The organism is Ornithinibacillus halophilus (assembly GCF_900129485.1).
Lineage (GTDB): Bacteria > Bacillota > Bacilli > Bacillales > Amphibacillaceae > Ornithinibacillus > Ornithinibacillus halophilus.
The window spans coordinates 1-24,053 of record NZ_FQVW01000044.1; the positions used below are offsets into that span (position 1 = coordinate 1).

The 24,053-nt window shown below is 34.8% G+C and carries 26 protein-coding genes; 8 read left to right on the plus strand and 18 right to left on the minus strand.

From position 1 onward, the window contains the following. Nucleotides 1–196: 196 nt before the first annotated feature. From BUB12_RS14045 to BUB12_RS14095, 11 genes are all read right to left on the minus strand, one after another. The gene (locus BUB12_RS14045) at nucleotides 197–1,429 is read right to left on the minus strand and encodes a peptidase U32 family protein (RefSeq protein ID WP_072891545.1); all 1,233 of its coding nucleotides are present in this window, start codon (nucleotides 1,427–1,429) and stop codon (nucleotides 197–199) included. 4 nt (nucleotides 1,430–1,433) lie between these two features. Next, on the minus strand, nucleotides 1,434–2,345 hold the full coding sequence (locus BUB12_RS14050; protein ID WP_407668455.1) for a peptidase U32 family protein: 912 nt from the start codon (nucleotides 2,343–2,345) through the stop codon (nucleotides 1,434–1,436). 280 nt (nucleotides 2,346–2,625) lie between these two features. After that, nucleotides 2,626–4,320: a methyl-accepting chemotaxis protein gene (locus BUB12_RS14055; protein WP_234982724.1), complete on the minus strand. Its 1,695-nt coding sequence runs from the start codon at nucleotides 4,318–4,320 to the stop codon at nucleotides 2,626–2,628. 157 nt (nucleotides 4,321–4,477) lie between these two features. Beyond that, nucleotides 4,478–5,725, minus strand: a complete 1,248-nt coding sequence (locus BUB12_RS14060) for an MFS transporter (RefSeq protein ID WP_072891547.1) — start codon at nucleotides 5,723–5,725, stop codon at nucleotides 4,478–4,480. A gap of 164 nt (nucleotides 5,726–5,889) precedes the next feature. Further along, on the minus strand, nucleotides 5,890–7,056 hold the full coding sequence (locus BUB12_RS14065) for a TraB/GumN family protein (protein WP_072891548.1): 1,167 nt from the start codon (nucleotides 7,054–7,056) through the stop codon (nucleotides 5,890–5,892). Nucleotides 7,057–7,264: 208 nt separating this feature from the next. After that, the gene (gene spx, locus BUB12_RS14070; RefSeq protein WP_072891549.1) at nucleotides 7,265–7,675 is read right to left on the minus strand and encodes a transcriptional regulator Spx; all 411 of its coding nucleotides are present in this window, start codon (nucleotides 7,673–7,675) and stop codon (nucleotides 7,265–7,267) included. A gap of 48 nt (nucleotides 7,676–7,723) precedes the next feature. Next, a complete protein-coding gene (locus BUB12_RS14075) occupies nucleotides 7,724–8,014 on the minus strand; it encodes a hypothetical protein (protein ID WP_072891550.1) in 291 nt (96 codons plus the stop codon). A 33-nt stretch (nucleotides 8,015–8,047) separates the two neighbouring features. Continuing rightward, nucleotides 8,048–8,494 (minus strand): DUF5392 family protein, encoded by a 447-nt coding sequence (locus BUB12_RS14080; protein ID WP_072891551.1) that lies wholly within the window; start codon nucleotides 8,492–8,494, stop codon nucleotides 8,048–8,050. A gap of 30 nt (nucleotides 8,495–8,524) precedes the next feature. Then, nucleotides 8,525–9,202, minus strand: coding sequence for a zinc metallopeptidase (locus BUB12_RS14085; RefSeq protein WP_072891552.1), 678 nt, complete (start codon nucleotides 9,200–9,202; stop codon nucleotides 8,525–8,527). 411 nt (nucleotides 9,203–9,613) lie between these two features. After that, nucleotides 9,614–10,951, minus strand: a complete 1,338-nt coding sequence (locus BUB12_RS14090) for a sensor histidine kinase (RefSeq protein ID WP_234982725.1) — start codon at nucleotides 10,949–10,951, stop codon at nucleotides 9,614–9,616. 14 nt (nucleotides 10,952–10,965) lie between these two features. Beyond that, complete coding sequence (locus BUB12_RS14095) at nucleotides 10,966–11,640, minus strand: response regulator transcription factor (RefSeq protein WP_072891554.1); 675 nt, start codon at nucleotides 11,638–11,640, stop codon at nucleotides 10,966–10,968. A 138-nt stretch (nucleotides 11,641–11,778) separates the two neighbouring features. Here BUB12_RS14095 and BUB12_RS14100 point away from each other — a divergent pair, with 138 nt between their 5' ends. The 6 genes from BUB12_RS14100 to BUB12_RS14125 all read left to right on the plus strand — a co-directional run bounded on the left by BUB12_RS14100 (nucleotide 11,779) and on the right by BUB12_RS14125 (nucleotide 17,440). Further along, nucleotides 11,779–12,486, plus strand: a complete 708-nt coding sequence (locus BUB12_RS14100; RefSeq protein ID WP_072891555.1) for a CAP domain-containing protein — start codon at nucleotides 11,779–11,781, stop codon at nucleotides 12,484–12,486. 185 nt (nucleotides 12,487–12,671) lie between these two features. Further along, nucleotides 12,672–13,220, plus strand: a complete 549-nt coding sequence (locus BUB12_RS14105) for a sigma-70 family RNA polymerase sigma factor (RefSeq protein WP_072891556.1) — start codon at nucleotides 12,672–12,674, stop codon at nucleotides 13,218–13,220. Next, nucleotides 13,213–14,730, plus strand: coding sequence for a hypothetical protein (locus BUB12_RS14110; protein WP_072891557.1), 1,518 nt, complete (start codon nucleotides 13,213–13,215; stop codon nucleotides 14,728–14,730). The genes BUB12_RS14105 and BUB12_RS14110 overlap by 8 nt, the downstream gene beginning before the upstream one ends. Before the next feature lie 118 nt (nucleotides 14,731–14,848). Continuing rightward, a complete protein-coding gene (locus tag BUB12_RS14115) occupies nucleotides 14,849–15,196 on the plus strand; it encodes a hypothetical protein (RefSeq protein ID WP_072891558.1) in 348 nt (115 codons plus the stop codon). Between the two features lie 99 nt (nucleotides 15,197–15,295). Next, entirely contained in the window at nucleotides 15,296–16,315 is a 1,020-nt protein-coding gene (locus tag BUB12_RS14120; RefSeq protein ID WP_072891559.1) for a DUF3231 family protein, read from the plus strand. Between the two features lie 111 nt (nucleotides 16,316–16,426). Then, nucleotides 16,427–17,440, plus strand: coding sequence for a DUF3231 family protein (locus BUB12_RS14125; protein ID WP_072891560.1), 1,014 nt, complete (start codon nucleotides 16,427–16,429; stop codon nucleotides 17,438–17,440). A gap of 51 nt (nucleotides 17,441–17,491) precedes the next feature. On the opposite strand, the gene BUB12_RS14130 is transcribed toward BUB12_RS14125, so the two are convergent. The 4 genes from BUB12_RS14130 to BUB12_RS14145 form a co-directional block, all read right to left on the minus strand. Then, the gene (locus tag BUB12_RS14130; protein ID WP_072891561.1) at nucleotides 17,492–18,322 is read right to left on the minus strand and encodes a mechanosensitive ion channel family protein; all 831 of its coding nucleotides are present in this window, start codon (nucleotides 18,320–18,322) and stop codon (nucleotides 17,492–17,494) included. Nucleotides 18,323–18,602: 280 nt separating this feature from the next. Beyond that, a complete protein-coding gene (gene arsC, locus BUB12_RS14135; protein ID WP_072891562.1) occupies nucleotides 18,603–19,022 on the minus strand; it encodes an arsenate reductase (thioredoxin) in 420 nt (139 codons plus the stop codon). Nucleotides 19,023–19,037: 15 nt separating this feature from the next. Then, nucleotides 19,038–20,336 carry an arsenic transporter gene (locus BUB12_RS14140; protein ID WP_072891563.1) on the minus strand — a complete coding sequence of 433 codons (1,299 nt, stop codon included), beginning with the start codon at nucleotides 20,334–20,336 and terminating at the stop codon, nucleotides 19,038–19,040. A 15-nt stretch (nucleotides 20,337–20,351) separates the two neighbouring features. Then, nucleotides 20,352–20,696, minus strand: coding sequence for an ArsR/SmtB family transcription factor (locus BUB12_RS14145; RefSeq protein ID WP_072891564.1), 345 nt, complete (start codon nucleotides 20,694–20,696; stop codon nucleotides 20,352–20,354). A 177-nt stretch (nucleotides 20,697–20,873) separates the two neighbouring features. On the opposite strand from BUB12_RS14145, the gene BUB12_RS14150 reads away from it, so the two are divergent. Both BUB12_RS14150 and BUB12_RS14155 read left to right on the plus strand, forming a co-directional pair. Continuing rightward, a complete protein-coding gene (locus tag BUB12_RS14150; protein ID WP_072891565.1) occupies nucleotides 20,874–21,386 on the plus strand; it encodes an RNA polymerase sigma factor in 513 nt (170 codons plus the stop codon). After that, nucleotides 21,379–22,422, plus strand: coding sequence for a DUF4181 domain-containing protein (locus BUB12_RS14155; protein ID WP_072891566.1), 1,044 nt, complete (start codon nucleotides 21,379–21,381; stop codon nucleotides 22,420–22,422). The genes BUB12_RS14150 and BUB12_RS14155 overlap by 8 nt, the downstream gene beginning before the upstream one ends. A 151-nt stretch (nucleotides 22,423–22,573) precedes the next feature. Here the strand turns inward: BUB12_RS14155 and BUB12_RS14160 are convergent, their stop codons facing one another. The 3 genes from BUB12_RS14160 to BUB12_RS14170 are packed head-to-tail and all read right to left on the minus strand — an operon-like array spanning nucleotide 22,574 to nucleotide 23,889. Then, entirely contained in the window at nucleotides 22,574–23,248 is a 675-nt protein-coding gene (locus BUB12_RS14160) for an RpnC/YadD family protein (protein ID WP_072891567.1), read from the minus strand. Nucleotides 23,249–23,285: 37 nt separating this feature from the next. Then, on the minus strand, nucleotides 23,286–23,663 hold the full coding sequence (locus tag BUB12_RS14165) for a retropepsin-like aspartic protease family protein (protein ID WP_072891568.1): 378 nt from the start codon (nucleotides 23,661–23,663) through the stop codon (nucleotides 23,286–23,288). A gap of 7 nt (nucleotides 23,664–23,670) precedes the next feature. Then, nucleotides 23,671–23,889, minus strand: coding sequence for a hypothetical protein (locus tag BUB12_RS14170; RefSeq protein ID WP_072891569.1), 219 nt, complete (start codon nucleotides 23,887–23,889; stop codon nucleotides 23,671–23,673). Between the last annotated feature and the right edge of the window lie 164 nt (nucleotides 23,890–24,053).

Consider the following 24,053-nt stretch of genomic DNA (forward strand, 5'->3'; position numbering starts at 1 on the left):
CTTTTTCCTCTTGCTTCCGGCACCGAGACACCTTCTCGGTTACCGTAGAGACCTTATTCTCCTTGCTTCCGGCACCGAGACACCTTCTCGGTTACCGTAGAGTGCTTATTCCTCTTGCTTCCGGCATCGAGACACCCCATCGGTTACCGTAGAGACCTTTTTCCCATTGCTTCCGGCATCGAGAAACTTCTAACTTTTATTTTAATTTACGCATCATGTCTAATGCTTTAACAGGAGCATCAACTTTCATTTTTACGGTCATCATTGCTCTTGGTGCCCGTTCAATTGGGTTACCCTCTGCATCCCATAGAGACTCGATTTTTTGATAAAGGTGAGTAAATCCTGGACCGTAAAATTCGACTTCATCTCCTACACCAAAGTTATTTCTTTGTTGGATTGTTGCGATTTGGCTTTCTTCATCATAATCTAACACTTGTCCAATAAAATTATAGGCTGGTATCTTTCTACGTTCTCCAAATAATTGTTCATTCTCTGTTGGCATTCCATAATAAAATCCAGTTGCTAATTCACGTTGTGCCACTTTCCACAATTCATCTTCCCATTCTTGTTTAAACTCATAATTGTCAGGGTCAGCACAGTAGGCATCAATGGCCTGACGATAAACATTGGAAACAGTAGAAACGTAATGAATGGATTTCATGCGTCCTTCAATTTTTAAACTATCTACACCATTTTCCACTAAATCAGGGATGTGACGGATCATCGTCATATCAACCGCACTCATAGAAAATGCCTCTACTGGGTCACCTTCTAATAAAGAATTATGTTGCTCGGGTTGGGGCATTTCAAATAAATCGTATTTCCAACGACATGATTGGCTACATCCACCACGGTTGGCATCTCGATTGGACATATGATTGGAAAGAGTACATCTTCCAGAATAAGAAATACACATTGCACCATGAATAAAGGCTTCAATCTCAACATCCGTGTTTTGACGAATCTCTTTTATCTCGTCCATCCCTACTTCTCTAGCAAGTACGACCCTTTCTAATCCTTCTTCCTTCCAGAAGTTTAACGTCTCATAGTTCGTTGCAGAAGCCTGTGTAGATAAATGAATTGGTAAACCTGGTGCTTCCATTGCACAAATTTCAATTAATGCTGGGTCAGATACAATTACAGCATGAATCCCAATATCACGTAATGTTTTAAAGAAGTCCCCAGCACCTTCTGCATCTCCCTCATGAGTAACCATATTTGCGGCAACATAGACTTTTCCATTATACTGGTTGGCAAATGCTACACCTTCACGCATTTCATCATAGGAGAAATTGCCTGCCCGACTTCTTAATCCGTACTGATTCCCACCGATATAAACGGCATCCGCCCCATAGACAAATGCTGTTTTTAATTTTTCTAATGTCCCAGCAGGAGCCAATACCTCTGGTTTTTTTGTAATTGTTCTCATTCTGTTATTGCACCTCACTTGGATCTTTTAGGAAGAATCCTTCATCTAACGTACGTTCCTCTGGATGAAGGTTTAGTAGTTGTTCATTCCATTTTTCTAATTGCTCTTCTGTACAAGAATTACTTTCAATTGCCTTTTTAGCTTCAATAAATAATTTCGCTATCTCTACAAATCGTTCACCTCTAGTGAAAATACCATCTAATTTCCACTGATTTAACCCAGCAGCTGTAATCTCTTTTATATGAGGTAATAAATTAATATCATTCGTTGCAAAAACATGTGTGCCATTTATATCCTCATAAATAGAGTAATGAGTTTCAGGTTTTTTCGGTTCAGATACATAAATATCCTTACCAGATGGCTGTTCCCCTTCAACAAAATTATAATAATTCTCCACTAAAGGACGCTTTGAATGATGAATACATGTTGCTCCATAAACTAACAACTCTACTGGGACAGACACTTGATTCGCAATTTCTTTTAGTTCAGGAAATGTTAATTCCCTTGCTAAAACTGCACCTTTTGCTCCTCGTTTTGCCCAGAAATTAATATGTTTTGCACTTGTCACTAAGGTCTGTGCATCATATATAAAAGGTATTTCAATGTTGTTTTTCTTCATCAAATGAATTACTCCAGGATCACCTACTGTAACTGAATCTACCTTTGCAGTTTCTAAAAACTGTAAATAAGAAACAACTTCTTTAATCCGGTCATTGTGCATTAAACCATTTACAGCAACACACACCTGACTTCCATTTTCATGGGCTATTTTTGTAATTTCTATTATTTCATTCTCCGTAAAAGATGCTGGTAATCTAAGTCCAAACTCATCTTTTCCTATATATAATGTATCAACTCCAGCTTTTACTAAAGCTGTTGCTTGTTCTACAGATTCAGCTGTTGCCACTATCTCTATCATTGACATGCTCCTCATCTATTGCTTTGGTCAGTTAAAAATCATATCACAAACCATTTTAAAAAGATGTGAAATACGTCACACAAGATGGTTTCTTATGAAAATTCTGTTAAATCACGCTTAATGAGGCCAAGTAAATAAATCTAATTAACGACGTTTAAAAGTAGGAATATAACTTTGACTGACAAAAAATGAGTTTTTTCACATAATAAAAGCGCTGCAAAATACAACGCTTTTTAAGTATATTAATATTTACTAATCCATAATAAATTCTTATCTATTAGTCCAATTTAAATTGTTCGGTATGTTCTTTTAACGAACTGGAAATATCGGATAGTTTATTTCCAATTTCGTGAGTACTCTCCACTTGTTGTTTCTGATTTTCACTACTTGCGAGCATTTCTTCCGCACTAGCAAGTGTTTCTTGGGATACGGATAAGAAACTCTCTGTATCCTGCTCCAAACTAGGAAGAATCTCATCTAATCCTTTTAATTCATCTTGGATACTATGTAGTTCTGTATTAACTTTATTAATCTCTGCCATCAATACATCAATTGATTGTTTTGATTCATTCGATGTGTCTAATGTAGCGTGCGTTTTTAATAGCATTTGATCAAATTCACTAGTAGCACTATCGGTAATTTCCTGCATATTTGAAATGGACTCTGTGATTTGCAATGCAGCTACTGATGACTGCTCTGCCAGCTTTCCAACTTCATTTGCTACTACTGCAAAACCAGAACCTGCTTCCCCCGCTCTTGCAGCTTCTATTCTAGCATTTAACGATAATAGCTTCGTTTGTTCAGCAATACCTTGAATTAAATCAATTAATTCATGAATGGAACTAGAGTTTTTTTGAACCTCTTGAATCGTCATTGTTAGATGCTCAAAATCTTTTTCAAATGAACGAAGGGTCTCCATTAAATTCATCATATGCCTATCACCACTAACAGCAGAGTCATTCATACTATCAGCACCAGTAAATACTTGTTCCATTTTCTCCATCATCTGATCAATGCGGATCTTCATCGCACGAAAACTTTCCATCCCATTCTCTGAACTACTTGCAGTCTGTTCAGCACCTTCCTTAACTACTTGAATGGAATCTACCACATCTCGAGTAGATTCTAGCGTATTGGTAGAGGATTGTTGTAACTCGATGCCTGTTTCCTGCAGATGAGTGGTTGTTCCTTTAATTTTATGGATGGTCGATCTCATTTGTTGAATCATAGCATAATAGCTTTTATACAAGGAATTTAATTCAGGAATCGTTGTTTTTATTGGTTCTGGTTCTTCCAAATTCCCATCACGAACTCGTCTCATTGTTACTCGTAGGATGGATAATGGTTTCGTAAAATTTCTAACAAATAGGTAAATGACTACTGCTGAAAGAAGCACGCAAACTAACACAATAATGATTGTATATACTGCCATCTGATTAATAGATTTCATATATGTATCTGTTGAAGCCATGAGTACAAATACACCGTCAATTTCATCCATCTCTTGAACAGTAAACGTATAGGCGTTACGATTTATATCCTGATGAATGACCCCTTTCTTAACACTTGCTATTTCATTAACCAGATTTATCGGTATTTCTGGTAGATTGTCTTTACTTATCTGAAAAGGTATAACTTCTCCACCTGAAACGTATAAAAAGTCCACATCCATTCCTTCATCAGCTAAGGAATGATATAAGGATCTCACGCTAATCTCTAGTTGTTGCATAAAATAATCTCTGTCACTTACATAGGTGAAATTTAGATTGTCAGCCAGGTCTCCCATCAACTCAACTTCACGAACTAAACGGTTTTCAATTGTCCCCATCGTCGTCTCTTTTGCCTTTAGATAGGAAGTTAACCCAACACTCCCTGTTGATAAAATTAAAAGAAGAAGGAAAATAACTAGTAATCTTGTCCGTAAACCAATATCTAGAAGATAATTTTTAACTGAATCCATCCACCTTTTCAAAGCAAGTCCCCCAAAATATATGTTCTATTATAAAGATTATAACGAACAAACGTTAAATGATTGTAAACGCATTGTGAATTTTAATTAATACCTGCCGTAGTGGTAGAAACGAAGGCATAAAAAAAGAGGATGAAATAATTCCACCCTCTTTATCACATTATTCATCTGATGTCTTAAGTGACCGAAATACAAAAAAGAAGTATAACGAGCCAACAAGATATAGACCTGCTGTAATGGAAAATACATTCGCATAACCCCAATAAGAACCATAAGCAAGAACGATACCTGTAGAGACTGGCCCCATAAACGCCCAACCTAATTGGAAGACCATTTGGTTAACTGAGTTTGCTAATCCTTTCATGGAATCATCCACCTTAGACATCACCAATGATGCTTGAATTGGATTTCCTGCATTCATTAATGCTTGCCTAAATAAGAACCCTATTGCAGCTAACCAGAGGTTTTGCGTATAAGCTGTTAATAACAGAAATGGTAAGGACGAAAGTTGCAAGAACACTACTGCTCGCACTTCCCCTACCTTTTTAACAACGAATGGCCCAATAAACATGGCAATTGCTGTTGCTCCTTGCCCTAAGGAAATGATTAACCCAATGACGGAATTGGATGCCATAAAACGATCGGCGAAGTAAAGATTCAAATATGGAATGACTAACCCACTTCCAAAACCAATTAGCAATTGAGCAAAAGCAAATAATGCAATGATTTTGAATCCTGATTTATTATTTTTAAAGAACTTGATTAAGTTCACTTTTTCTTTTGTCTTCTCTTTCTGCTGACGTACTTCAGTCATCTTCAGCAGTGGTACAAAAGCTAGTAAATAGAATACACCACCAATAATTAAGGTATAACGGATACTCAACAAATCGCTAGTAACCATCGCAAAAAGGTCTGTTAATGTTCCACCAATTAAACTACCAATTACCTGCGCCCCAGTCATAATCGCAGCATGCAAACTAAATAAATGAACTCTCTGCTTCGGTGTCGAATTCTCAGCTAACCATGGAATCGTAGAAACCTGTAAAAAGGCTACAAATAATCCAGTAGCAAACCCGGCAGCAAGCAATAGAAACTCTGCCTCAACTATACTTCGAGTTACGAGGATTAATCCCGAAAATAAAACACCAAAAAGCATGATCTTCTTACGACCAAACCTGTCACTCATAATACCAGCAGGAACTAGAATGATAGCTGTTGCTAATGCCTGTAAAGCTATAACCTCACCATTGACACTCTGGCTTAACCCTAATTCACGAATGTAAAAATTATAAATTACCATGAACATTCCCAAACCAATTTGGGAGAATAAATTAGCTATAATTGCTAGTTTAATATTTTTATTATATGTCTTAAATTGGACTGACCATTCTTTGAAGAAAACAGACATTGGATGTTTCGCCACCTTTAATATTTCGTGCCCCTAAGTAAATATACAGTCCCTTCCGGAAAAAGTAAATAACTTTGCATTAAATAGTACAAGCCAGGAATTGTCCCCACCATAAGAGACAAAAAAATCCCAACTAACATAAATTAGAAGGGATTGGATAAGTTCTATAGATTTTCTATAAATACTCGGATTACATCTGCTCCACCGATAAAAGTACCTAGTGAACTTCCGATATTTGCAAGTACAACAACGAGTAAAACTCTTGTTACTTTATTACGCCAGAAGCCTTTTAAAGATGTTGCATCCTCAGATATTTTTTCAAAGTCTCCAACATTCGGTTTCTGAATCCAGGCTTGTACAAAGCCTGCGAACCACCCTGCAGCGATTAGCGGATTCAATGATGAAATAGGCGCTGCAACAAAAGCAGTTAAGATGGCCAATGGATGCCCTAGAGCTACTATAGTACCTAGTGCTGATAAAGAACCATTCCATATTATCCAACTAAGCGTCGAATAAATTCCGTCAGATGGATTGGATAAAAATGTATATAGTATTACACCAATTATTAAAATAGGAATTGCCCAAGCAATAACCTTTGGTACCTTTGATTTTGGAGGTAATTTCGTTAACTCCTTAAGATCATGTTCTTTTTTAATTTCTTCCTTAATTCCAGGAACATGGGCTGCACCTAATACGGCAACAACCTTCTCCCCTGGAGCATCTTTTATTTTTTGTGCTAAGTACTGATCTCGTTCATCAATTAACGGCTTCTTTAACTTAGGAAATGACTCAGAAAACTCCGCTAACATCGAATCAATCATATCTTGTGATTTCATTTTCTCTAGCTCATCTTCCGATATTGTTTCTTTCGTAAAGATACTAGCAATAATCTGCGTTAAAAGCATTGCCTTTCCTTTTAGACCGATACTACGCCAGATGCGCGAAAATGTGATTTGAATATTTCGGTCTGCCAATACTAATTCAGCATCATTCTCTTTAGCGGATGCAATTCCTTGAATCATTTCTTGACCAGGACTAATTCCAAATTGCTCGGCCATTCTTTTTTGAAAGGATGAAATAGCAAGGTTCATTAATAATAAAGTAGATTTCTTTTCTTTAATAACCTTAAAAATATCCATATCCTTCCATTTACTACCATCTTTAATAGAGTTATACCTTTGCTGATCTAATTCTACACAAACGGAATCGGGCTGTTCTGTATCAATAACTTCCTTAACCTGTTCAGCACTTTGTTTAGAAACATGGGCTGTACCAATAAGTATATATTCTTTTCCATCTAGTTCAATTCTAGTAATATTTTCTGCAGACATACATTACCTTCCTTTTGGAACTCCAAGAATTCCCCAATAATAATCTAACGTCTAACGTAATTATCCTTATTATACAATAATAACCTTCCATAGAATAAATTAGAAGTAATTTTTCTAATACAAAACCAAAAATCCGAACTAATAGAGCATTTCATGCGCCGTCCGGATTTCTCTAAACTATCTTTGTTATAGTTTTATAGTATTTCTGTTAACCCTTTGCCAAATTCAAATGGTTTAATCGCCATTGTAGCCATTGGATTTCACGAGTTTTTCTAGGAAGAAATTGTCGGATATCATCAATATGATAGCCAACTTGAATTCGTTTTTCGTCAATGATTATTGGGCTCCGTAGTAGTCTTGGGTGCTGATGGATGATTTCTAGAAGTTCAATTAGAGGAAGGGAATCAATATCTAAGTCTAGTTCTTTATAAACTTTCGACCTCGTGGATATAATTTCCTCTGTTCCTTCAACCGTCATACGTAAGATTCCTTGCAATTCTTCTACAGTCAAAGGCTCTTTTAAAATGTTTCTTTCTGTGAATTCAATATCGTTATTCACAAACCATTGTTTTGCTTTCCTTGTTGATGAACATGCTGCTCCATAAATCTTTACTGCCATTGAACATACCCCATTTACTAAAAAATTTACTTCTATCAGGCAAAGGGATTACTCCTCATCTTTAATATGCTTTCGATAAAGATTAATAAACTCTTGAGGTGAAGTTTTAACGGTATAAGGAAAAACTCCTTGTTTGGTGTGTAAATACAAAATCCCACCATATTCCCCCAGCTTACGGAAAGAGATATCCATTATTTCATCTATAGAAAATTCTCGATATTTCGTAGTAATTCTATCTTTATATAAATATAGTGTCCGTTCATCCTCAACATCTGTTTGTTGAATACTACTTACTTGTCGTTCCATCTTCACATACGGTTGCTTAGCAATAAAATCCACCAAATACCCTCCAACTACTTCCATTACTCATTCTTACGTATTAGTTTGCCATTGGTTTCGATTAATTCTATTTTCTTCCTCTAGAAACTGAATAAAATAGTTAATGGATCTAATCGGTTGAGCTTGAACACGTTTTACATATTTATTCTTAATATCCTCTGTAACTATATTGCTTTTCTTAATTCTTTTTATAATATAATCAGCACTTTTCTTGTGAAGCTCTTTGCGCTGTAGTTTTGCCTCTTTTGATAGTGCTAAACCAAATGCACCGATTATGGCATAGAAGATTAATGTAAAGGTTGATTGATACTCATCCACAATAAAAAGCAGAAAAAATAGATTTACAATGGATAATGTAATTAATGGCAATGACCAAAACGCATATTTGGATACCTTTTTCATTAATGGTGCCAAAACTTCTTCAAGCTTCTCCACTTCCCTCTTAACAAAAACAGGCATCTCTGTCATTGAAAAATTCATTTAATCCCCTTCCTTCTCATTTTGAAAATCTTATCTTCTGTTATTAAAAATCATAATAAATTTAATTAATTGTAAAACAGCAATTAATGTACTAGCTAAGTATGTTAACGCTGCTGCATTTAAGACCTTTCTTACACCTTGTTCTTCTCGGTTAGAAATCATCCCAAGCTCAACCAATTTATTTTTTGCCCTACTACTTGCATCGTATTCTACTGGTAGTGTCACAAGTTGAAATAGTACTGCTGCTGCAAATAAAATAATTCCTATTCCTATCAGTGGTGTATATGCAAGAAAGCCTATTATTAATAGAATTGGTGCAAGCTGAGAACCGAAGTTTGCTATTGGAAATAGCTTGTGTCGAATAACTAGCATTGAATAGCGATTAGCATGTTGAATAGCATGACCAACCTCATGGGCCGCAACTGCCAAAGATGATATAGAATTGCCTCGATATACCGGTTCTGACAAGCGAACTGTCTTTGCTCTTGGATCGTAATGGTCAGACAATGCTCCACGACGTGATAACTCAATTTTCACATCCGTTAATCCTTCATTGTCTAGTATTCTTCGAGCTACCTCTACTCCAGTCATTCTAGAGGATGATTGAACTTTGGAACCCTGTTGAAAACTAGTTTTTACTTTTGATTGGGCCCACATCGCTAATATAAATGCTAGAATTATTAAAAAGTCCATTGGATGGAAAAACAATATAGCTTCCTCCTATAATAATTCCCAAAATAGTATCTAAAAAAACATAATTCATTAGATTCATTGTTTTAATTGCCAATAGAAGATGAAAAGCAACCTCCTAATAGTTTGGTACAATTTTATTTTATCTAATCAATATGAACTGAATATGAACTGTAAAAACTTTTTTCAAGAAATTTTTTAGTCCGGACATTAAATCCCCTATTTTTGTTCTAAATGCCCTTTTATCGATGCTTTGGACATCTGTTCTTTTATTTATATAAAAAATTAATAAATGATTATGATTCTATCCATATAACGTACCTGATGTCCAAACAGATTAATATATCATCTGTTTTCCTGAAATAAGATACCAAATGTCCTCCACATCCAACTTCACAAAAAAGTGAACCCACTAAAGGATTCACTTTTTTAATCTCCATGATGAATAGGAATTTTTATTGTAAAGGTAGAGCCTTCTCCTTCATTACTATCCACTTTGACATCAAACTTATGAATGGTCAGGATTTTCTTTACAATTGACAACCCGAGCCCATTCCCATCTACAGAACGGTTACGGGACCGATCCACCTTGTAAAAACGACTAAAGAGATTTGGTACAGCTTCAGATGGAATTCCTATACCAGTGTCTTTTACTACCACTTGTATTTCTGATTCCTCTATTTGAATGCTTATTTGGATTTGACCATTTTGCTGATTATACCGGATCGCATTCGTAATTAAATTTAGCCATACTTGTTCCATGAGGTCCTCGTCTGCGTAAATTTCAACAGGTTCTAACTGTAATTGGATATCAATATTTTTATCTTTCCACAATGGTTCTGTCGTTAATACTGTATTTCTCAGCTGCTCATCCAAGCGATAGGAAATTGGATGATATGGGTGATGTTCCGAATCTAATGATGCGATTCTTAACAAGTTGTCACTAAGCCTTGATAAACGTTCTATCTCCTGGTAAATAATATCCAAGTATTCTTTACGATTATCTTCTGGTATGACGTCATCTCTTAACGCTTTTGTAAAACCTTTCACTGATGTTAATGGTGACTGGATTTCATGAGAAACATTACTCACAAAATCATCGCGCATTTTATCAATCTTTTCCAACTCACTAGCCATATGGTTAAAACTTGAGATCAGTTCTCCTACCTCATCCATATTCTTCGTTTTATTTTCTACATGAACATCAAAATTACCTGTAGCAACCTTTCGTGCAGCATCTGTAAGATTTCGAATTGGATTTACTAAATAACGTGATGCTAAAACGAATAATAAACTACCTACAAATAAAACAACAATTAACGAAATTAAAATTCCGTGTTGTAACTCATCATATTCATCTTGGTAATTGATTTGTACCATAAGTGCATACCGTTGATTAGATATTTCAATCGGAACCCCTACTAAACGATTTGATGCATCGGTTTTATCTGTAAACAGAACGGGCTCATGACTTTCTAAAACATTTTTTGCATCTTCATTGGTAATATCAAATGATAGTTTTTTTGTTTCAAAATACACACCATTTTCATTGGCTATACTTAATTCAAAATGATCATCAGTTAACGTATCAAGTAAATCTGGAATTTTTTCTGGACCCGTTATTTCTATGAGATCTGCAAATCCATTAGATACTTTTACAATTTCTTCTTTAAATAAGTCTTCCCTGTGAAAGGAAAAAGGGGTAACGAAGTAAGAAATGATAATACTAATGATAACGACACTAATAAAGGTAATTACAATTTTCAAATAGAGACTTCGAATCATACTTCCACTTCCTCTAGTCGATAACCAAGCCCTCTAATTGTAGTAATTGTTAAATCAGTAATTGGTGCTAATTGTTCTCTTAACCTTTTAATATGAACATCGACAGTACGTTCATCCCCCTGATAATCAAACCCCCATACCTTCTCTATTAATTGATTACGGGTGAGTATTTTACCAGCCGAACTAGCCAATTCAAATAATAATTCACATTCTTTTTTCTTTAACGTTATCACTTGTACTTGTGATTGTACGGTTAGCTTTTCTAAATTAATAGTGACAGAACCAATCTTAATAACTTTGTCTGTCTGAATGTTGTATCGTTTTAACAAGGCTTCGACACGAAGAATTAATTCTACTGGATCAAATGGTTTTACTAAATAATCATCTGTCCCTGAGCGAAAACCTTTTACTTTATCCTGCGATTCCCCTTTTGCAGTAACCATAAGAATCGGGATATCTAAAAATGACCGAATATCTTCGGTTAATTCGTATCCATCCATTTTCGGCATCATAACATCCACGATAGCTAAGTGGACTTGCTGATGTTCTAAAAGCTCCAAGGCTTCCTGACCATTAGTTGCCTCTACAACTTCATATTGGCTATTTTCCAAATATAATCGAATCAATTTCCGAATATGCGCATCATCATCCACAACTAGAATTTTACTCAATTGTCCCAACTCCACCATATCAGCTTTTCTTCTATTTTATCATTTGAGGATGAACATGTCTTATTAATAAAAATTCTTTAATATTTTTTTCTTAATATGGAAAACTAAGTAAAACTTACACACAAAGGAGATTAGATTATGCAAACTAAAAAATTGTTTATCCCACTTTTGTTGGCTCTTTTTACAATACTAGTAGCATGTGCAGACAATGATAATGCTAATGAAGGAACACAACGTAACGAAAATTTAAATATATCTAGTATAAGTACAGACTCACCAAATCAAGATTATTCACAAACTCAAGACAAGCAAGGTCAAGGATACGGAAATAACTTCCGACCGATTGGAACTCATTCCGAAGCTCCAAATCAAAAGATGGTTCCTGATCAACCACACCCTCAACAAGGGCAACAGCAAGGACAACAACCGAATCAACAGGCAGACAGAAACGCTGCAACTCACCATGACCTATCAGAATTTGAATCGGAAGTTGTTGCTTTAACGAATCGCGAGCGAGAAAATGCAGGTTTATCTATTTTAGAAGTCGACAATAGTTTAAGTAATGTTGCTAGAGAAAAATCACAAGATATGCAAGCAAACAGTTATTTTTCCCATACAAGCCCAACATACGGGTCCCCATTTGATATGATGGGACAATTTGGAATTACCTATCGATCTGCTGCAGAAAATATTGCAAGAGGACAAGCATCTCCTCAAGAAGTAGTTGAAGCATGGATGAATAGTGAAGGACATCGAGCAAATATTTTAAACGGTGGTTTCACACATATCGGTGTTGGCTTTGAAGAAAATGGCAACTATTGGACACAAATGTTTATTCGAAAATAACTAGATGTTACGAACGAGCCCCTCTATTGATGTAGAGGGGCTTTTTATTATTGAAGTGATATTCCTAATTAAAGGAGTTATTTAGTTTCTCAAGAAAAATTCAGTTTTTTCTGGGACTTTTTTTGTCTCGATTCGTCTTTAGTATTACAATCGATTGTATTAGAGAAAGAAAAGAGGTTGACCATATGGATCAAAACAGGGATATTTCCTCCTGGATTCAAACCATTGATAGGGAACAAGCGATGGAATGGATTATGGAAGAGTATGGGGAAAGTTTAAAACGTTTCATTTTTACTTATACAAAAAACAGGGCACAAACGGACGACATTTTCCAAGAAGTATTATTAACGGTATATCGAAAAATAGAGACGTATCAGGGAAAGGCATCCTTTAAAAACTGGCTTTATCAAGTAACAGCGAATAAGTGCAAAGATTATTTACGCTCACCAATTCACCGCTTAATTACTTGGAAGGATCAAATCAAGGAAAAATCGGATGCTCAAACCCCTGAACAGTCCTATCTTCAGGATGAACAAAAGCAAATTGTTATAGAAGCAATTCTTAATTTACCAATTAAATACCGGGAAGTGTTAATTCTGCAGTATTATAAAGAATTTAGTATCCAAGAAATTAGTGACACGCTTAAGGTTAATCCCTCGACAATAAAGACACGAATTATGCGTGCGAAGGAGAAGTTAAAAACGGAATTGAAGGGGGAGTTTATCTATGAGTAAATTAACGAAACGAGACTTCGATGACTACCTTGGAAAAGATAACTTTTATAATGAAGAAGATAAAGAACAATTTTATAGAAAACTGAACCCATCAAAAGGATGGAAAAAACATTGGATTCCACAGACAATTACCGTTGCTATGGTTATTGGAATCTTTCTATTGGCAGTCCAATTATATCAAGGAAACTTGCCATTTACATCAACAGAGATTAATGAAGAAGGGAATGATTCTACACCAGAAACAGTAGAGGAAACGGATTGGTCGAGTTGGATTGTTGCTGAAAGTACGGAAGATGTTGATGCCTTTTATGAAAATACTATTCCAGGTTTTAGGATTGCAGAGGAATTGAATCAAGTAATTGATATTAACCAAAAGCACGCTTTAACTGACAATGTATCTTTATATATTGATAAAGCTTGGTACCATGAAGATAAAATTCATCTATTTTACAGCATGGACTTAGTGAATGATGAAATAGTAACAAATAACCACGAGACTGGCGTTATAACGGAATTTCAGTTTGATGGAGATAGTGAATCATCATTACCCCTGGCATCCCCAAGTTCGTGGAGTGGAGTCGTCTTCAGTGATGCATTCAATAATAAACTATACCGGGTTTCAACCATTACCCTTGAAGAAGAGGAGCAATTATTAAAACAGGAACAACTAACGGCTTCTTTTGCTATTGATGCCCATAACGAGGATGTAACATTATCAGAAATAGAATTACCAGTGTCTTATGGAAAAGAAACGATTACTTCGAACAGCATTAATGATTCCATACAAACAGCTAACTCTAATATCACCTTAACTCGTTATGATAAAGGTGCTGATAAAGGGTATCTCTATTTTACCGTCGATTCCACAATGGGTCAGGAAATAGAATTTCTCAATGGCTTCATTAAAATAGGAAATGGTGAGGATATATATTTGATGGACAGAACCATTGGTGTTCACAAAGATACATTTGTGTTGGACATACCAGAATTAGTAACGGAAGAAGTCACTATCGATTTTGAATATGTGTCTATGATTGAAAAAGAAGATACAATTGATCTATCAATCGATGTTTCGAATTATGATCACAGTGTTGCTGAAGATTTTTCTGAAATAACGATGAATCAAAAAGTAGATGAAGTGTTTAATACAGAAATATATTTAGAAAGTATCACCTATGATGAATTAGGTGTAACAGTAGGTATGACTACAGAAACAATAGAACCTTCTAATTCAGCAAACCTACATTTAACTAGTATTGTTCCTGTACTAGCAGATTGGGGGAGTTGGATGACAAATAAAATAGAAGCTACTAACGATAATGGAGAAACAACTACGGAAAATCATTTTCACTCGATTGGCAAATATGTTGAAGATGATAATTATCGAATACACACTTTTGGCTTAGTATGGAGCTTTATACAAGATGCAAATGAAGTAAACTTTACAATAAAAGATTTATCAATTGGTGAGGATATTAATCAAACAATAACAATTCCAATACAAGATTAATATGGTGGACTTGGACTTAGGGTACTAACTCTAAGTCCATTGTTTATTTTATATGTCTACAATGGACTATATTTGTTTTTTCCCATACAATGGAAACTATCTACAACACTTGGAGGGGATGGAAATAAAACGTTTTTCAATTATTTTAGGTGTATTTGCAGGGACTTCTAGTATCATTCTCTTTTTCTTTTTGCATTTTATGAATCCATATAATAATGCCTTTCAAACAGGGGCGTTTGTTAATACATTGTTAACATTATTTTTACCAGCATGTTTAGCATTGCTAGCTGTTATTAAAACTAGACATATCTTTATGTTAATTGCATTTATATGGTCATTGCCCATTAGTTTGTATATATCATTAACCCCAGGGGTTTTTGCATTTTTTGGGTTAACGAACCTTTGTTACTTAATAAGTTTCTTATTAGCTTACTTGCACCACAAACGAATACATGCGGGAGAATAATTCCCCTTGACAATCCATCTATAAAAATTAGCAAAAAATCATAAATAGTCAAATTTAACAAATACTACCCTCTATAAATAGTTTATGGAGGATTTTTTTATGGAAGAAGAAAAACGAATTCACCTCACTTCAGGTGAGATTAGTTCCCTTTGGACAACTTATATGAATGATAGTATGTCAATGTGCATCCTTAAGTTTATGTTAAAGCATATTAAAGACCCTGAAATTAAGCCTATTATTGAATATGCTCTGGAGTCATCTACTAAGCATGTTAATCAATTAAAGGACTTATTCAAAAAGGAAGGGTTTGCAATTCCAAAAGCTTTTTCTGATGAAGATGTAAATATGAGTGCACCATGGTTATTTTCTGATGTATTTTCTTTAACCTTTCTAAATCATATGTCCAGTGTCGGAATGCTAGCCTACAGTGGATTTATTAGCATGAGCGCTCGATCGGATGTACGAGAATTTTTTACAGACTGTAAACACGAGTCCACAACCCTATACCATAAGTCAACAGATGTTGCTCTTGAAAAAGGAGTAAATGCTAGATTTCCTTATATTACATTGCCGAAAGAAACCGATTATATTGATAGCAAAGACTATTATGGCCTTAATCCTTTTGATGAGAAAAGACCATTGAATGCTGCAGAAATATCGCATTTATATATGAATACAATGACAAATTCTTTTGGAACTAAGCTATGTTATGCATTTGCTCAGACATCCCCAACAGTAGAAGTTCAAGAATATCTCATGCGTTTAAAAGATGTTGCCATGAAGCATACGCAAATATTTACAAAGTCCCTTATGAAAGAAGGTATTGAGACCCCAAAATTACCTGATGTAGCAGTCAGCGATTCAACTACACAAACCTTTTCGGATAAATTAATAATGTTTATTATGTCTTTGCTTATTTCTTCTGGAATAGGAAATTACGCAACTGCAGCTGCAGCTAGTCCTAGATTAGACTTAGCTGTAAATTATGAGCGCTTGTCCTTGGAAGTAGCTAGACTAGCCAAAACAGGAACAGACATTATGATCAAACACAACTGGTTAGAACAGCCACCTGGAATTAAAAAGCGTGAACATCTTGTCAAATATAAAAATAACAGATAAGTAACCACTAGAAAAATGATAAACATCCATCCCATGATTATATAATCATTATTCATATATTGTATAAATTTGTAAACAATATCCGTAACAATACTATGAGGAGGATCATGGATGACGGAGAATCATATTAATTTATCAGCAGGAGAGATAAGCTCATTATGGACGAATTATATGAATGACACCATGTCAAAAAACATATTAGGATTTATGTTACAGTATGTTGAGGATACCGATATTAAACCAGTATTACAATTTGCTTATGACTCTTCTGTATATCATTTAAACCATCTAGAACAACTTTTTAATGAGGAAGGGTTTGCAATTCCAAATGGTTTTTCTGATGAAGATGTCAATATGGATGCACCATGGTTGTTTACGGATGTTTTTTGTATTACCTTTGTAACTCACATGGCAAGCACAGCATTAATCGCCTATGGTGGATTTTTACGAATTAGTTCACGGAAGGATATACGTGATTTCTTTTCAGAAAGTATTAGTGGAACAATAAATCTATACAATCTTGCATCTGATGTAACTGATAGCAAAGGGATTAATGCAAAATTCCCCTATATTACTCCACCGAGTGAAACCAGTTATATTGATTCAAAAAAATATTTAAGTGGTCTAAATCCATTTGACGAAAAAAGACCATTAAATGCAATCGAAGTTTCTCATCTATACATGAATGTTTTAACAAATTCTATAGGTTCTTACATATGTATGGCTTTTGCCCAAACAACTACGAATGAAGAAGTAAAGGATTATATGTTGCGTCTAAAAGATATTAGCCAAAAACACTTACAAGTTCTTACGGAAACGTTATTTAAAAACGATATGGAAACGCCAAGAATACCTGATGTGGCGATTAGTGAATCGACTACTGAAACTTTTTCTAATAAATTGATGATGTTTCTAGTGAATATGTTAACTTCCACAGGATTTGGCAACTATGCTGCATCAGCTGCTACTAGTTTGAGAATGGACATCGCCTTAAATTATGAGCGACTATCCCTTGAAATAGCCAAAATCATGAAGTCAGGTGCAGATATAATGATCAAAAATGGATGGATGGAGCAACCACCAACCACTCCAGACCGAAATCAACTAGCCAACAAGAAAAATTAATTTAAGATATAAAAACTCCGAGCCATAATTTGACTCGGAGTCTTTAGCTTATCATTCACTTTTGTTAATAAATACTTGATGTGGATAAGGAATTTCAATACCATTTTGTTCTAATGCTTCTTTTAACGTCTTACGCAATCTACGTTCAACAGCCCATTGCTCCATATTCTGTGTCTTCGCAATTACACGAATTACAACGTCAGATGATCCAAGTGCTTGTACCCCTACAACATCTGGACCTTCAATAATCATCTCATCTTGACTTGCTAATTGATCACATGCTTCTTGTAATATTTGCATTGCTCGATCGACATTATCATTATACGATATCCTAATATCAACTAAGGCACGCATGTTGCCACGAGAGTGATTACTTACGCTTGTAATTTCTCGGTTTGGAATGTAATGAAGCGTTCCATCAAAGCCACGTACTTTCGTTGTTCTTAATCCAATCTCCTCTATAATCCCATCTTGACCAGCAACTGTAACATAGTCTTCTACATCAATTTGATTTTCTAGTAAGATAAAAAATCCAGTTACGATATCACTTACTAGTCCTTGTGCACCAAATCCAACAGCGAGACCCACTATCCCTGCACCAGCAAGTAATGTTGCAATGTCTAACCCTAATAATACAAGGACATTTCCTATCACAATGAACAATAAAAAGTACGTAAAGATATTCTTACTAATTGCCTTTAAGGTCTTAACTCTTCCTGAAGATTCACTTTGTTTCGTACGATCAAAAGCCTTTTCTATTAAACGACTACCGATTTTCTTAGCTATAGAATAGACAATAAATATTGCTATTAATTTTAAGATAATTAGACCTGCATCTACTAACATTTCCGTCCAATTAATATCTTCTACCCAATCTAGCATCCTTCCAACTCCTCTATCATTTCAGTCTATTGATGTATTTTCCCTATCTACTCTTCCCTTTTTAATAGATATTCAAACCTAGCAATAACATTAAAGGTTAAATTTAACAAATATGCGAATCGATAGCAATCGAACTATCCTCACACAGACTTAAGACCTAAAAAGAGGTAGGTGGCTTTTGCTAGACAGCTCTAAATTGTCTTATCTTTATAACAAAACTTCTCTTTCCACTTTAAAACGGAACCTAGAAATTATCTAAGTTCCGTTTTATACAGAATCTTTATTCTCCAGTTTCAGCAAAACGCTTAATCCGTTCACCAATCTCATCACGGACCCGTTGAAAAACTTTCCACTTCTCTTCTTCTGTTCCTTCAGCTTTTGCTGGATCATCAAATCCCCAATGTTCACGTTTTACACTCGGTGGTGTTACTGGACATTTATCTGCAGCATCACCACATAAAGTAACGGCTAACGTTGCATTATTCAAGTAATCATTATCGATGATCTCGGATTGTTGGTCAGAGATGTCAATCCCAATCTCTTTCATAGCCTTTACAGCATTAGGATTTAAGCCATGTGCCTCAATTCCAGCACTTTTCACTTCCCACTCATCTCCCAAAAGCTGTTTCGCCCAGCCTTCTGCCATCTGACTTCTACATGAGTTACCTGTGCATAGAAAGTAAATTTTCTTCTTTGTCATATGAACACTCCTTCATTAAAGTATCGTTAAAGTTAGATATAAACCTAATAATGTAATAAATAAAATTGGTATCGTTAATACAATTCCTGTTTTAAAGTACGTTCCCCATGAGATTTTTACCCCTTTTTGTGAAAGGACATGGAGCCATAATAGAGTCGCTAGTGATCCAATTGGTGTTATTTTTGGCCCTAGGTCAGAACCAATAACATTCGCATAAATGAGTGCTTCTCGTATTACCCCTGAAGTATCCGTTTCTGCTATTGCAATCGCATCAATCATTACGGTAGGCATGTTATTCATGATTGAAGATAGGATTGCTGCAATGAATCCCATTGAGATCGTTGCGATAAATAGTCCTTCTTCTGCAGCTAGTTGTATTACACTTGCTAACAAATCGGTTAATCCAGCATTACGTAATCCAAATACAACCACGTACATTCCAATGGAGAAAAATACAATATTCCAAGGTGCACCCTTAATTACTTCTGTAGTATTCACAGCTGCACTAGTTCTAGCCATTAATAAGAAGAAAATCGCAATTACACCTGCTACAATAGATACTGGAAGATTAATAAATTCACTTATAAAGTAACCAATTAATAAGATTCCTAGTACATACCATGATAAGCGGAACATGTTATGGTCTTTTATAGCTTCCTTTGGCTTCTTCAATTGAGAGATATCATAATTTCTTGGAATACTTTTTCTAAAGTAAACCAATAGTACACCAATGGTTGCAATAAGTGAGAATATATTTGGGATAATCATTCTTGTTGCATATTCTACAAACCCAATATTAAAGAAATCTGCTGAAACAATGTTTACTAAGTTACTGACTACTAGTGGTAGGGATGTTGTATCTGCAATGAATCCACTGGCCATAATAAATGGGAAAACCATTTTTTCTTTAAAGTTTAAATTTCTTACCATTGCAAGTACGATAGGTGTAAGGATTAATGCAGCCCCATCATTTGCAAAAAATGCTGCTACAATTGCACCTAATATACTGACATAGATAAACATCTTAATCCCGTTACCTTTTGCTGCCCTTGCCATATGCAAAGATGCCCATTCAAAAAATCCAACTTCATCTAGAACCAATGAAATAAGAATAATTGCTACAAATGCTAGTGTCGCATTCCAAACTATACCCGTAACTTCTATTACGTCATTAAAATCTACTACCCCAACTAGTAAAGCAAGAATAGCTCCACCACAAGCAGACCATCCGATATTTAATCCTTTAGGCTGCCATATAACTAATACTAATGTCGCCAAAAAGATTAGAATTGCTAGTATTACTAAAGCTGACAAAATTGTTCCCCCCAATTAACAACAAGTAATTCGTGATCCTTGTTCTTCCAATTTATTTAATTTATCGTCTTGACTAGGCAGTTGAGATAAAATTTGTTCAATGAAAGGATAGAACTCATGCGTTTTATTAATAGAATAAAAAATCCATTGACCTCTGCGTTCTTCTTTAACTAAATCAATATCCCTTAATTTGCGTAAATGTTGGCTTATGGATGGTTGACTAACTTGAAAAATTTCTACAAATTCACAAACACAACAATCATGATTATCAAGTATTTTCATCATAGTCAATCGGGTTTTATCTCCTAATAATTTCAATAAAACTGCAGCTTTATCCATTTCAATCGATGTACTAATCATAACTTTACACCACCTTTTATTATCCATACATAAGTATATAACTATTTGCTTATATAGTAAATGATATTTATCATAAGTAAAATTGAGGTTCTTTTGATAGGTTTTTATTTATGTGCGATAACTAACGCGGTATGTCGTCTAATTATATAGAGAGTAAAAATAGAGGAGACGTTACTTATGGATAAAGAGAAAATAATCACCGATTGGTTTTACCAATTTAGTGATGAAATTTATAACTTCCTACTTTATCGGATAGGGAAAACTGATGTAGAGGACTTAGTTCAAGAAGTATTCATTCGCGCTATGAATGGAATCGAAAACTTCCATGAGAATTCAAGTCCAAAGACATGGTTATATAGTATTGCTAAAAACTTAGCAACTGATGAGATACGTAGGAGAAACCGCAAGAAGTGGAAGACATTTATCCCATTTAAAGCGAACCATGAACCTAGCTCAGATGAAAGTCCAGATCGTCTCCTACAGTTAAATGAGGAAAAGAAAATGCTATATGAAGCCATCCTCTCTTTGAGACCAAGTTATAAGGATGTTTTAATCTTACGTGGAATTCAGTCTCATACGGTAAAAGAGACTGCTGAGATTCTTGGATGGAGCGAAAACAAAGTCCGTTCAACCTATTATCGGTCCAAAAAAGCATTAAAAAATCGCTTAGGAGGTAATATCCATGAGTAATGATAAATTGGATAAGAAGATGGAATCAATGCCACATGCCCATCTCTCACCTAAACAAAAAGAGAAAATGCTTCATACGATCATCAATCAAGCGGATACAGAGCAAAAGCCAAGTTGGAAAAAGGCAGGAGGATGGCTAGCACCTATTGGCAGTACCTTTGCTGTTATTTTGTTCGCTTTTATATTAATCTTTCCTAATGCAAATGATGGTAACCAAGCCTCTTTAGAGGAAAATGGCCCTGAGGAAATTTCGCAAACAGAAAATGTACTAAGTAGTATACAACTACCAACCGGAACAGATTTATACTTACTATTTTTTATCACCGTAATGCTCATTGCATTTATTTTGACTGTAATTATTCGAATAAAGCATAAAATCCCCTATGACTTTTTAAGTGTATATCGACATGTGAATAAAACACATAAACGGGGAGAACTCCTACTCATTCTTATCTTTATCACGATAACCCTATTATCCTTCTTTGTATTTTCTTATAGAGAGTTTTATGTGTTATTGTCTATTTTCTGTACGATTCTACTGGGCTATCGTTCTTATATGGAGTTTAAACATGAGCGAGAAGAAAAGGAATTTATGATAAGTTTAATCTGGGGATCTGGTTGGTTTACTCTCTTTATTGGGTTTTTGTTCTTTACACTTCATATTACAACTTTCGATGAGGTTATTGCTAATTACGAATCAGTTAATCCTGAAAATACCCAAGTAATAGAGATTGAGAATAATGCATGGAATGAAGATGCAACAAGCCTTCTAGATGAAATAATAACAAAAGAAGAATTTATTATAGAGGATAAAGAGACAATCAATGATTTATTTTCTGCATTAAATACGATGGACCTTAGACAAAGAATAATGCAACATGGGGATAAAGACAATTACTATTCTATTTACTTTAAAGGGAGTGATATTTATGCCATCACCGTTTATGAACAATATCTCTCAATTGATTCACAGCATTACAAAGTAGTTGGTAACAATATAATTTATGAAATGCTTGAAAATGGTGAACTGGATTAATTATGTTTCCTTCAATACCTCCATAAAAATAGTTCTGTAAATAAGCTGCCCGACCCTCACTTCTCTATCATTTTAGCGTAGCGGGGGTCAGGCACCTTATCAAAAATTAACCTGTCTGATCATATTTCGTGCTATTGGGGCCAGAGTTACTTTACAGCTCATTCTTCAATTTATTAATTTCTTCTATACTAACTCCCGTAACTTCTGAGATAAATTCTATTGATGCACCCTTAAGAAGCATTTTAATTATTACTTTTTCTTTTTCTATCAACTTACCTTTTTCTATGCCCTTTTCAACACCCTTATCAAAGTAGTAATTTGGAAGCTGTCGTACACGTTCCGCTTCTTCTTTAGGCATTTTTGCAATTTCTTCGCTCATTTGATTTTCCTCCTTTTCGTTTAAATGTAAGTAAGTATTAAAGAAACCATATAATAACTCCATTTCAGCTGGATTCAATTCTAATCTGCTAATCATTCTCAGAAACTCTAATTTAACTTGTACCCTTTCATCATCAGTATACCCCATTTTACTGGGCAAAGCCGCAGCAATAGGATTGTCCAATTCTAAATATTTACGCCAATTTAATTTAGCTAGATGAATTTGATGATAATTAAAATGGGTAACAGGAAAGTTGGAAATGTTTATGGTGAAATCATCAGATGGAGTTCTTTGGTCATTATAACTAAAAACTGCAATTGGTAGGATTGGTTTGCGGTGTTTTTCATAGAGGCGCGTGCAATAGATGAACATTCGCTCATGAAACTCTTTCTGATAAGATGATTGTGGTTCAACATGGATGAGGACTAGTTGCTTTTCATTTTGCAAAAAAAATAAAAAGTTAGTATATGACCCTACCCTTTACTTACCTTTTGGAATGTAACTCTAGCTTGTCCAAATCCAATATGAACTTATAGTCCTTTAAAATATCTAACCCTAATAAACCGTTATGATCTTTCGGCAACATTCCTACATCTATTTCTATATTATTTACGGTAAAATCACCAATCTTTATTTGTTCCATTTCTTTTGTATAAAAAGGAACAGAACCTCCAATTCCATAAGCCTCATAAATTGGATCACCTTCCTCATACATGATGCCAATTTCTTCAAGAATATCAGGACTAATGACTGTATGAGAAGAGCCCGTATCAATAATTACATCACGTACTTCAATAGACTTGCCACGAAAATTTACAATTAAAGAAACAGTAATAAGTTGTCCGTTATAAGAAATCTTCATTATAGACTTATCTTCGTAAATGAATGACTAGATTATCATTGGACGTATGATATACAATATTACCTTCTTCTACCCTAAAAAACTCTTTATTTACCTCTTCTTCTGGTATTGTACGTATAGGTGCAACTTCATCTGCAATTTTCTTATCACCTTCTAAATGATAATCAAGTATGGAAACTAAAACAAACTGACTTGGGTACAATTCTCTTACTTCTTGCCATTTCATTTTGATTCCTCCTCTTTTCTTTTATTATACCATCATTTTAGTTATATTTTGGTAATAAAAAATAAGAAATTAAGTCGATTAGACATTTGGGAGTACCCTGAAGATGCAATAAGGGAAGCAGTTAGAAACGCAGTAATTCATCGTGATTACAGTGAATTAATGCA

Coding starts and splice junctions, on each gene's coding strand:
- BUB12_RS14045 (WP_072891545.1), bottom strand. CDS start 1,429: ATGAGAACAATTACAAAAAAACCAGAGGTATTGGCTCCTGCTGGGACA.
- BUB12_RS14060 (WP_072891547.1), bottom strand. CDS start 5,725: ATGTCTGTTTTCTTCAAAGAATGGTCAGTCCAATTTAAGACATATAAT.
- BUB12_RS14065 (WP_072891548.1), bottom strand. CDS start 7,056: ATGTCTGCAGAAAATATTACTAGAATTGAACTAGATGGAAAAGAATAT.
- spx (WP_072891549.1), bottom strand. CDS start 7,675: ATGGCAGTAAAGATTTATGGAGCAGCATGTTCATCAACAAGGAAAGCA.
- BUB12_RS14080 (WP_072891551.1), bottom strand. CDS start 8,494: ATGAATTTTTCAATGACAGAGATGCCTGTTTTTGTTAAGAGGGAAGTG.
- BUB12_RS14100 (WP_072891555.1), top strand. CDS start 11,779: ATGCAAACTAAAAAATTGTTTATCCCACTTTTGTTGGCTCTTTTTACA.
- BUB12_RS14105 (WP_072891556.1), top strand. CDS start 12,672: ATGGATCAAAACAGGGATATTTCCTCCTGGATTCAAACCATTGATAGG.
- BUB12_RS14110 (WP_072891557.1), top strand. CDS start 13,213: ATGAGTAAATTAACGAAACGAGACTTCGATGACTACCTTGGAAAAGAT.
- BUB12_RS14115 (WP_072891558.1), top strand. CDS start 14,849: ATGGAAATAAAACGTTTTTCAATTATTTTAGGTGTATTTGCAGGGACT.
- BUB12_RS14120 (WP_072891559.1), top strand. CDS start 15,296: ATGGAAGAAGAAAAACGAATTCACCTCACTTCAGGTGAGATTAGTTCC.
- BUB12_RS14125 (WP_072891560.1), top strand. CDS start 16,427: ATGACGGAGAATCATATTAATTTATCAGCAGGAGAGATAAGCTCATTA.
- BUB12_RS14130 (WP_072891561.1), bottom strand. CDS start 18,322: ATGCTAGATTGGGTAGAAGATATTAATTGGACGGAAATGTTAGTAGAT.
- arsC (WP_072891562.1), bottom strand. CDS start 19,022: ATGACAAAGAAGAAAATTTACTTTCTATGCACAGGTAACTCATGTAGA.
- BUB12_RS14145 (WP_072891564.1), bottom strand. CDS start 20,696: ATGATTAGTACATCGATTGAAATGGATAAAGCTGCAGTTTTATTGAAA.
- BUB12_RS14150 (WP_072891565.1), top strand. CDS start 20,874: ATGGATAAAGAGAAAATAATCACCGATTGGTTTTACCAATTTAGTGAT.
- BUB12_RS14155 (WP_072891566.1), top strand. CDS start 21,379: ATGAGTAATGATAAATTGGATAAGAAGATGGAATCAATGCCACATGCC.
- BUB12_RS14165 (WP_072891568.1), bottom strand. CDS start 23,663: ATGAAGATTTCTTATAACGGACAACTTATTACTGTTTCTTTAATTGTA.
- BUB12_RS14170 (WP_072891569.1), bottom strand. CDS start 23,889: ATGAAATGGCAAGAAGTAAGAGAATTGTACCCAAGTCAGTTTGTTTTA.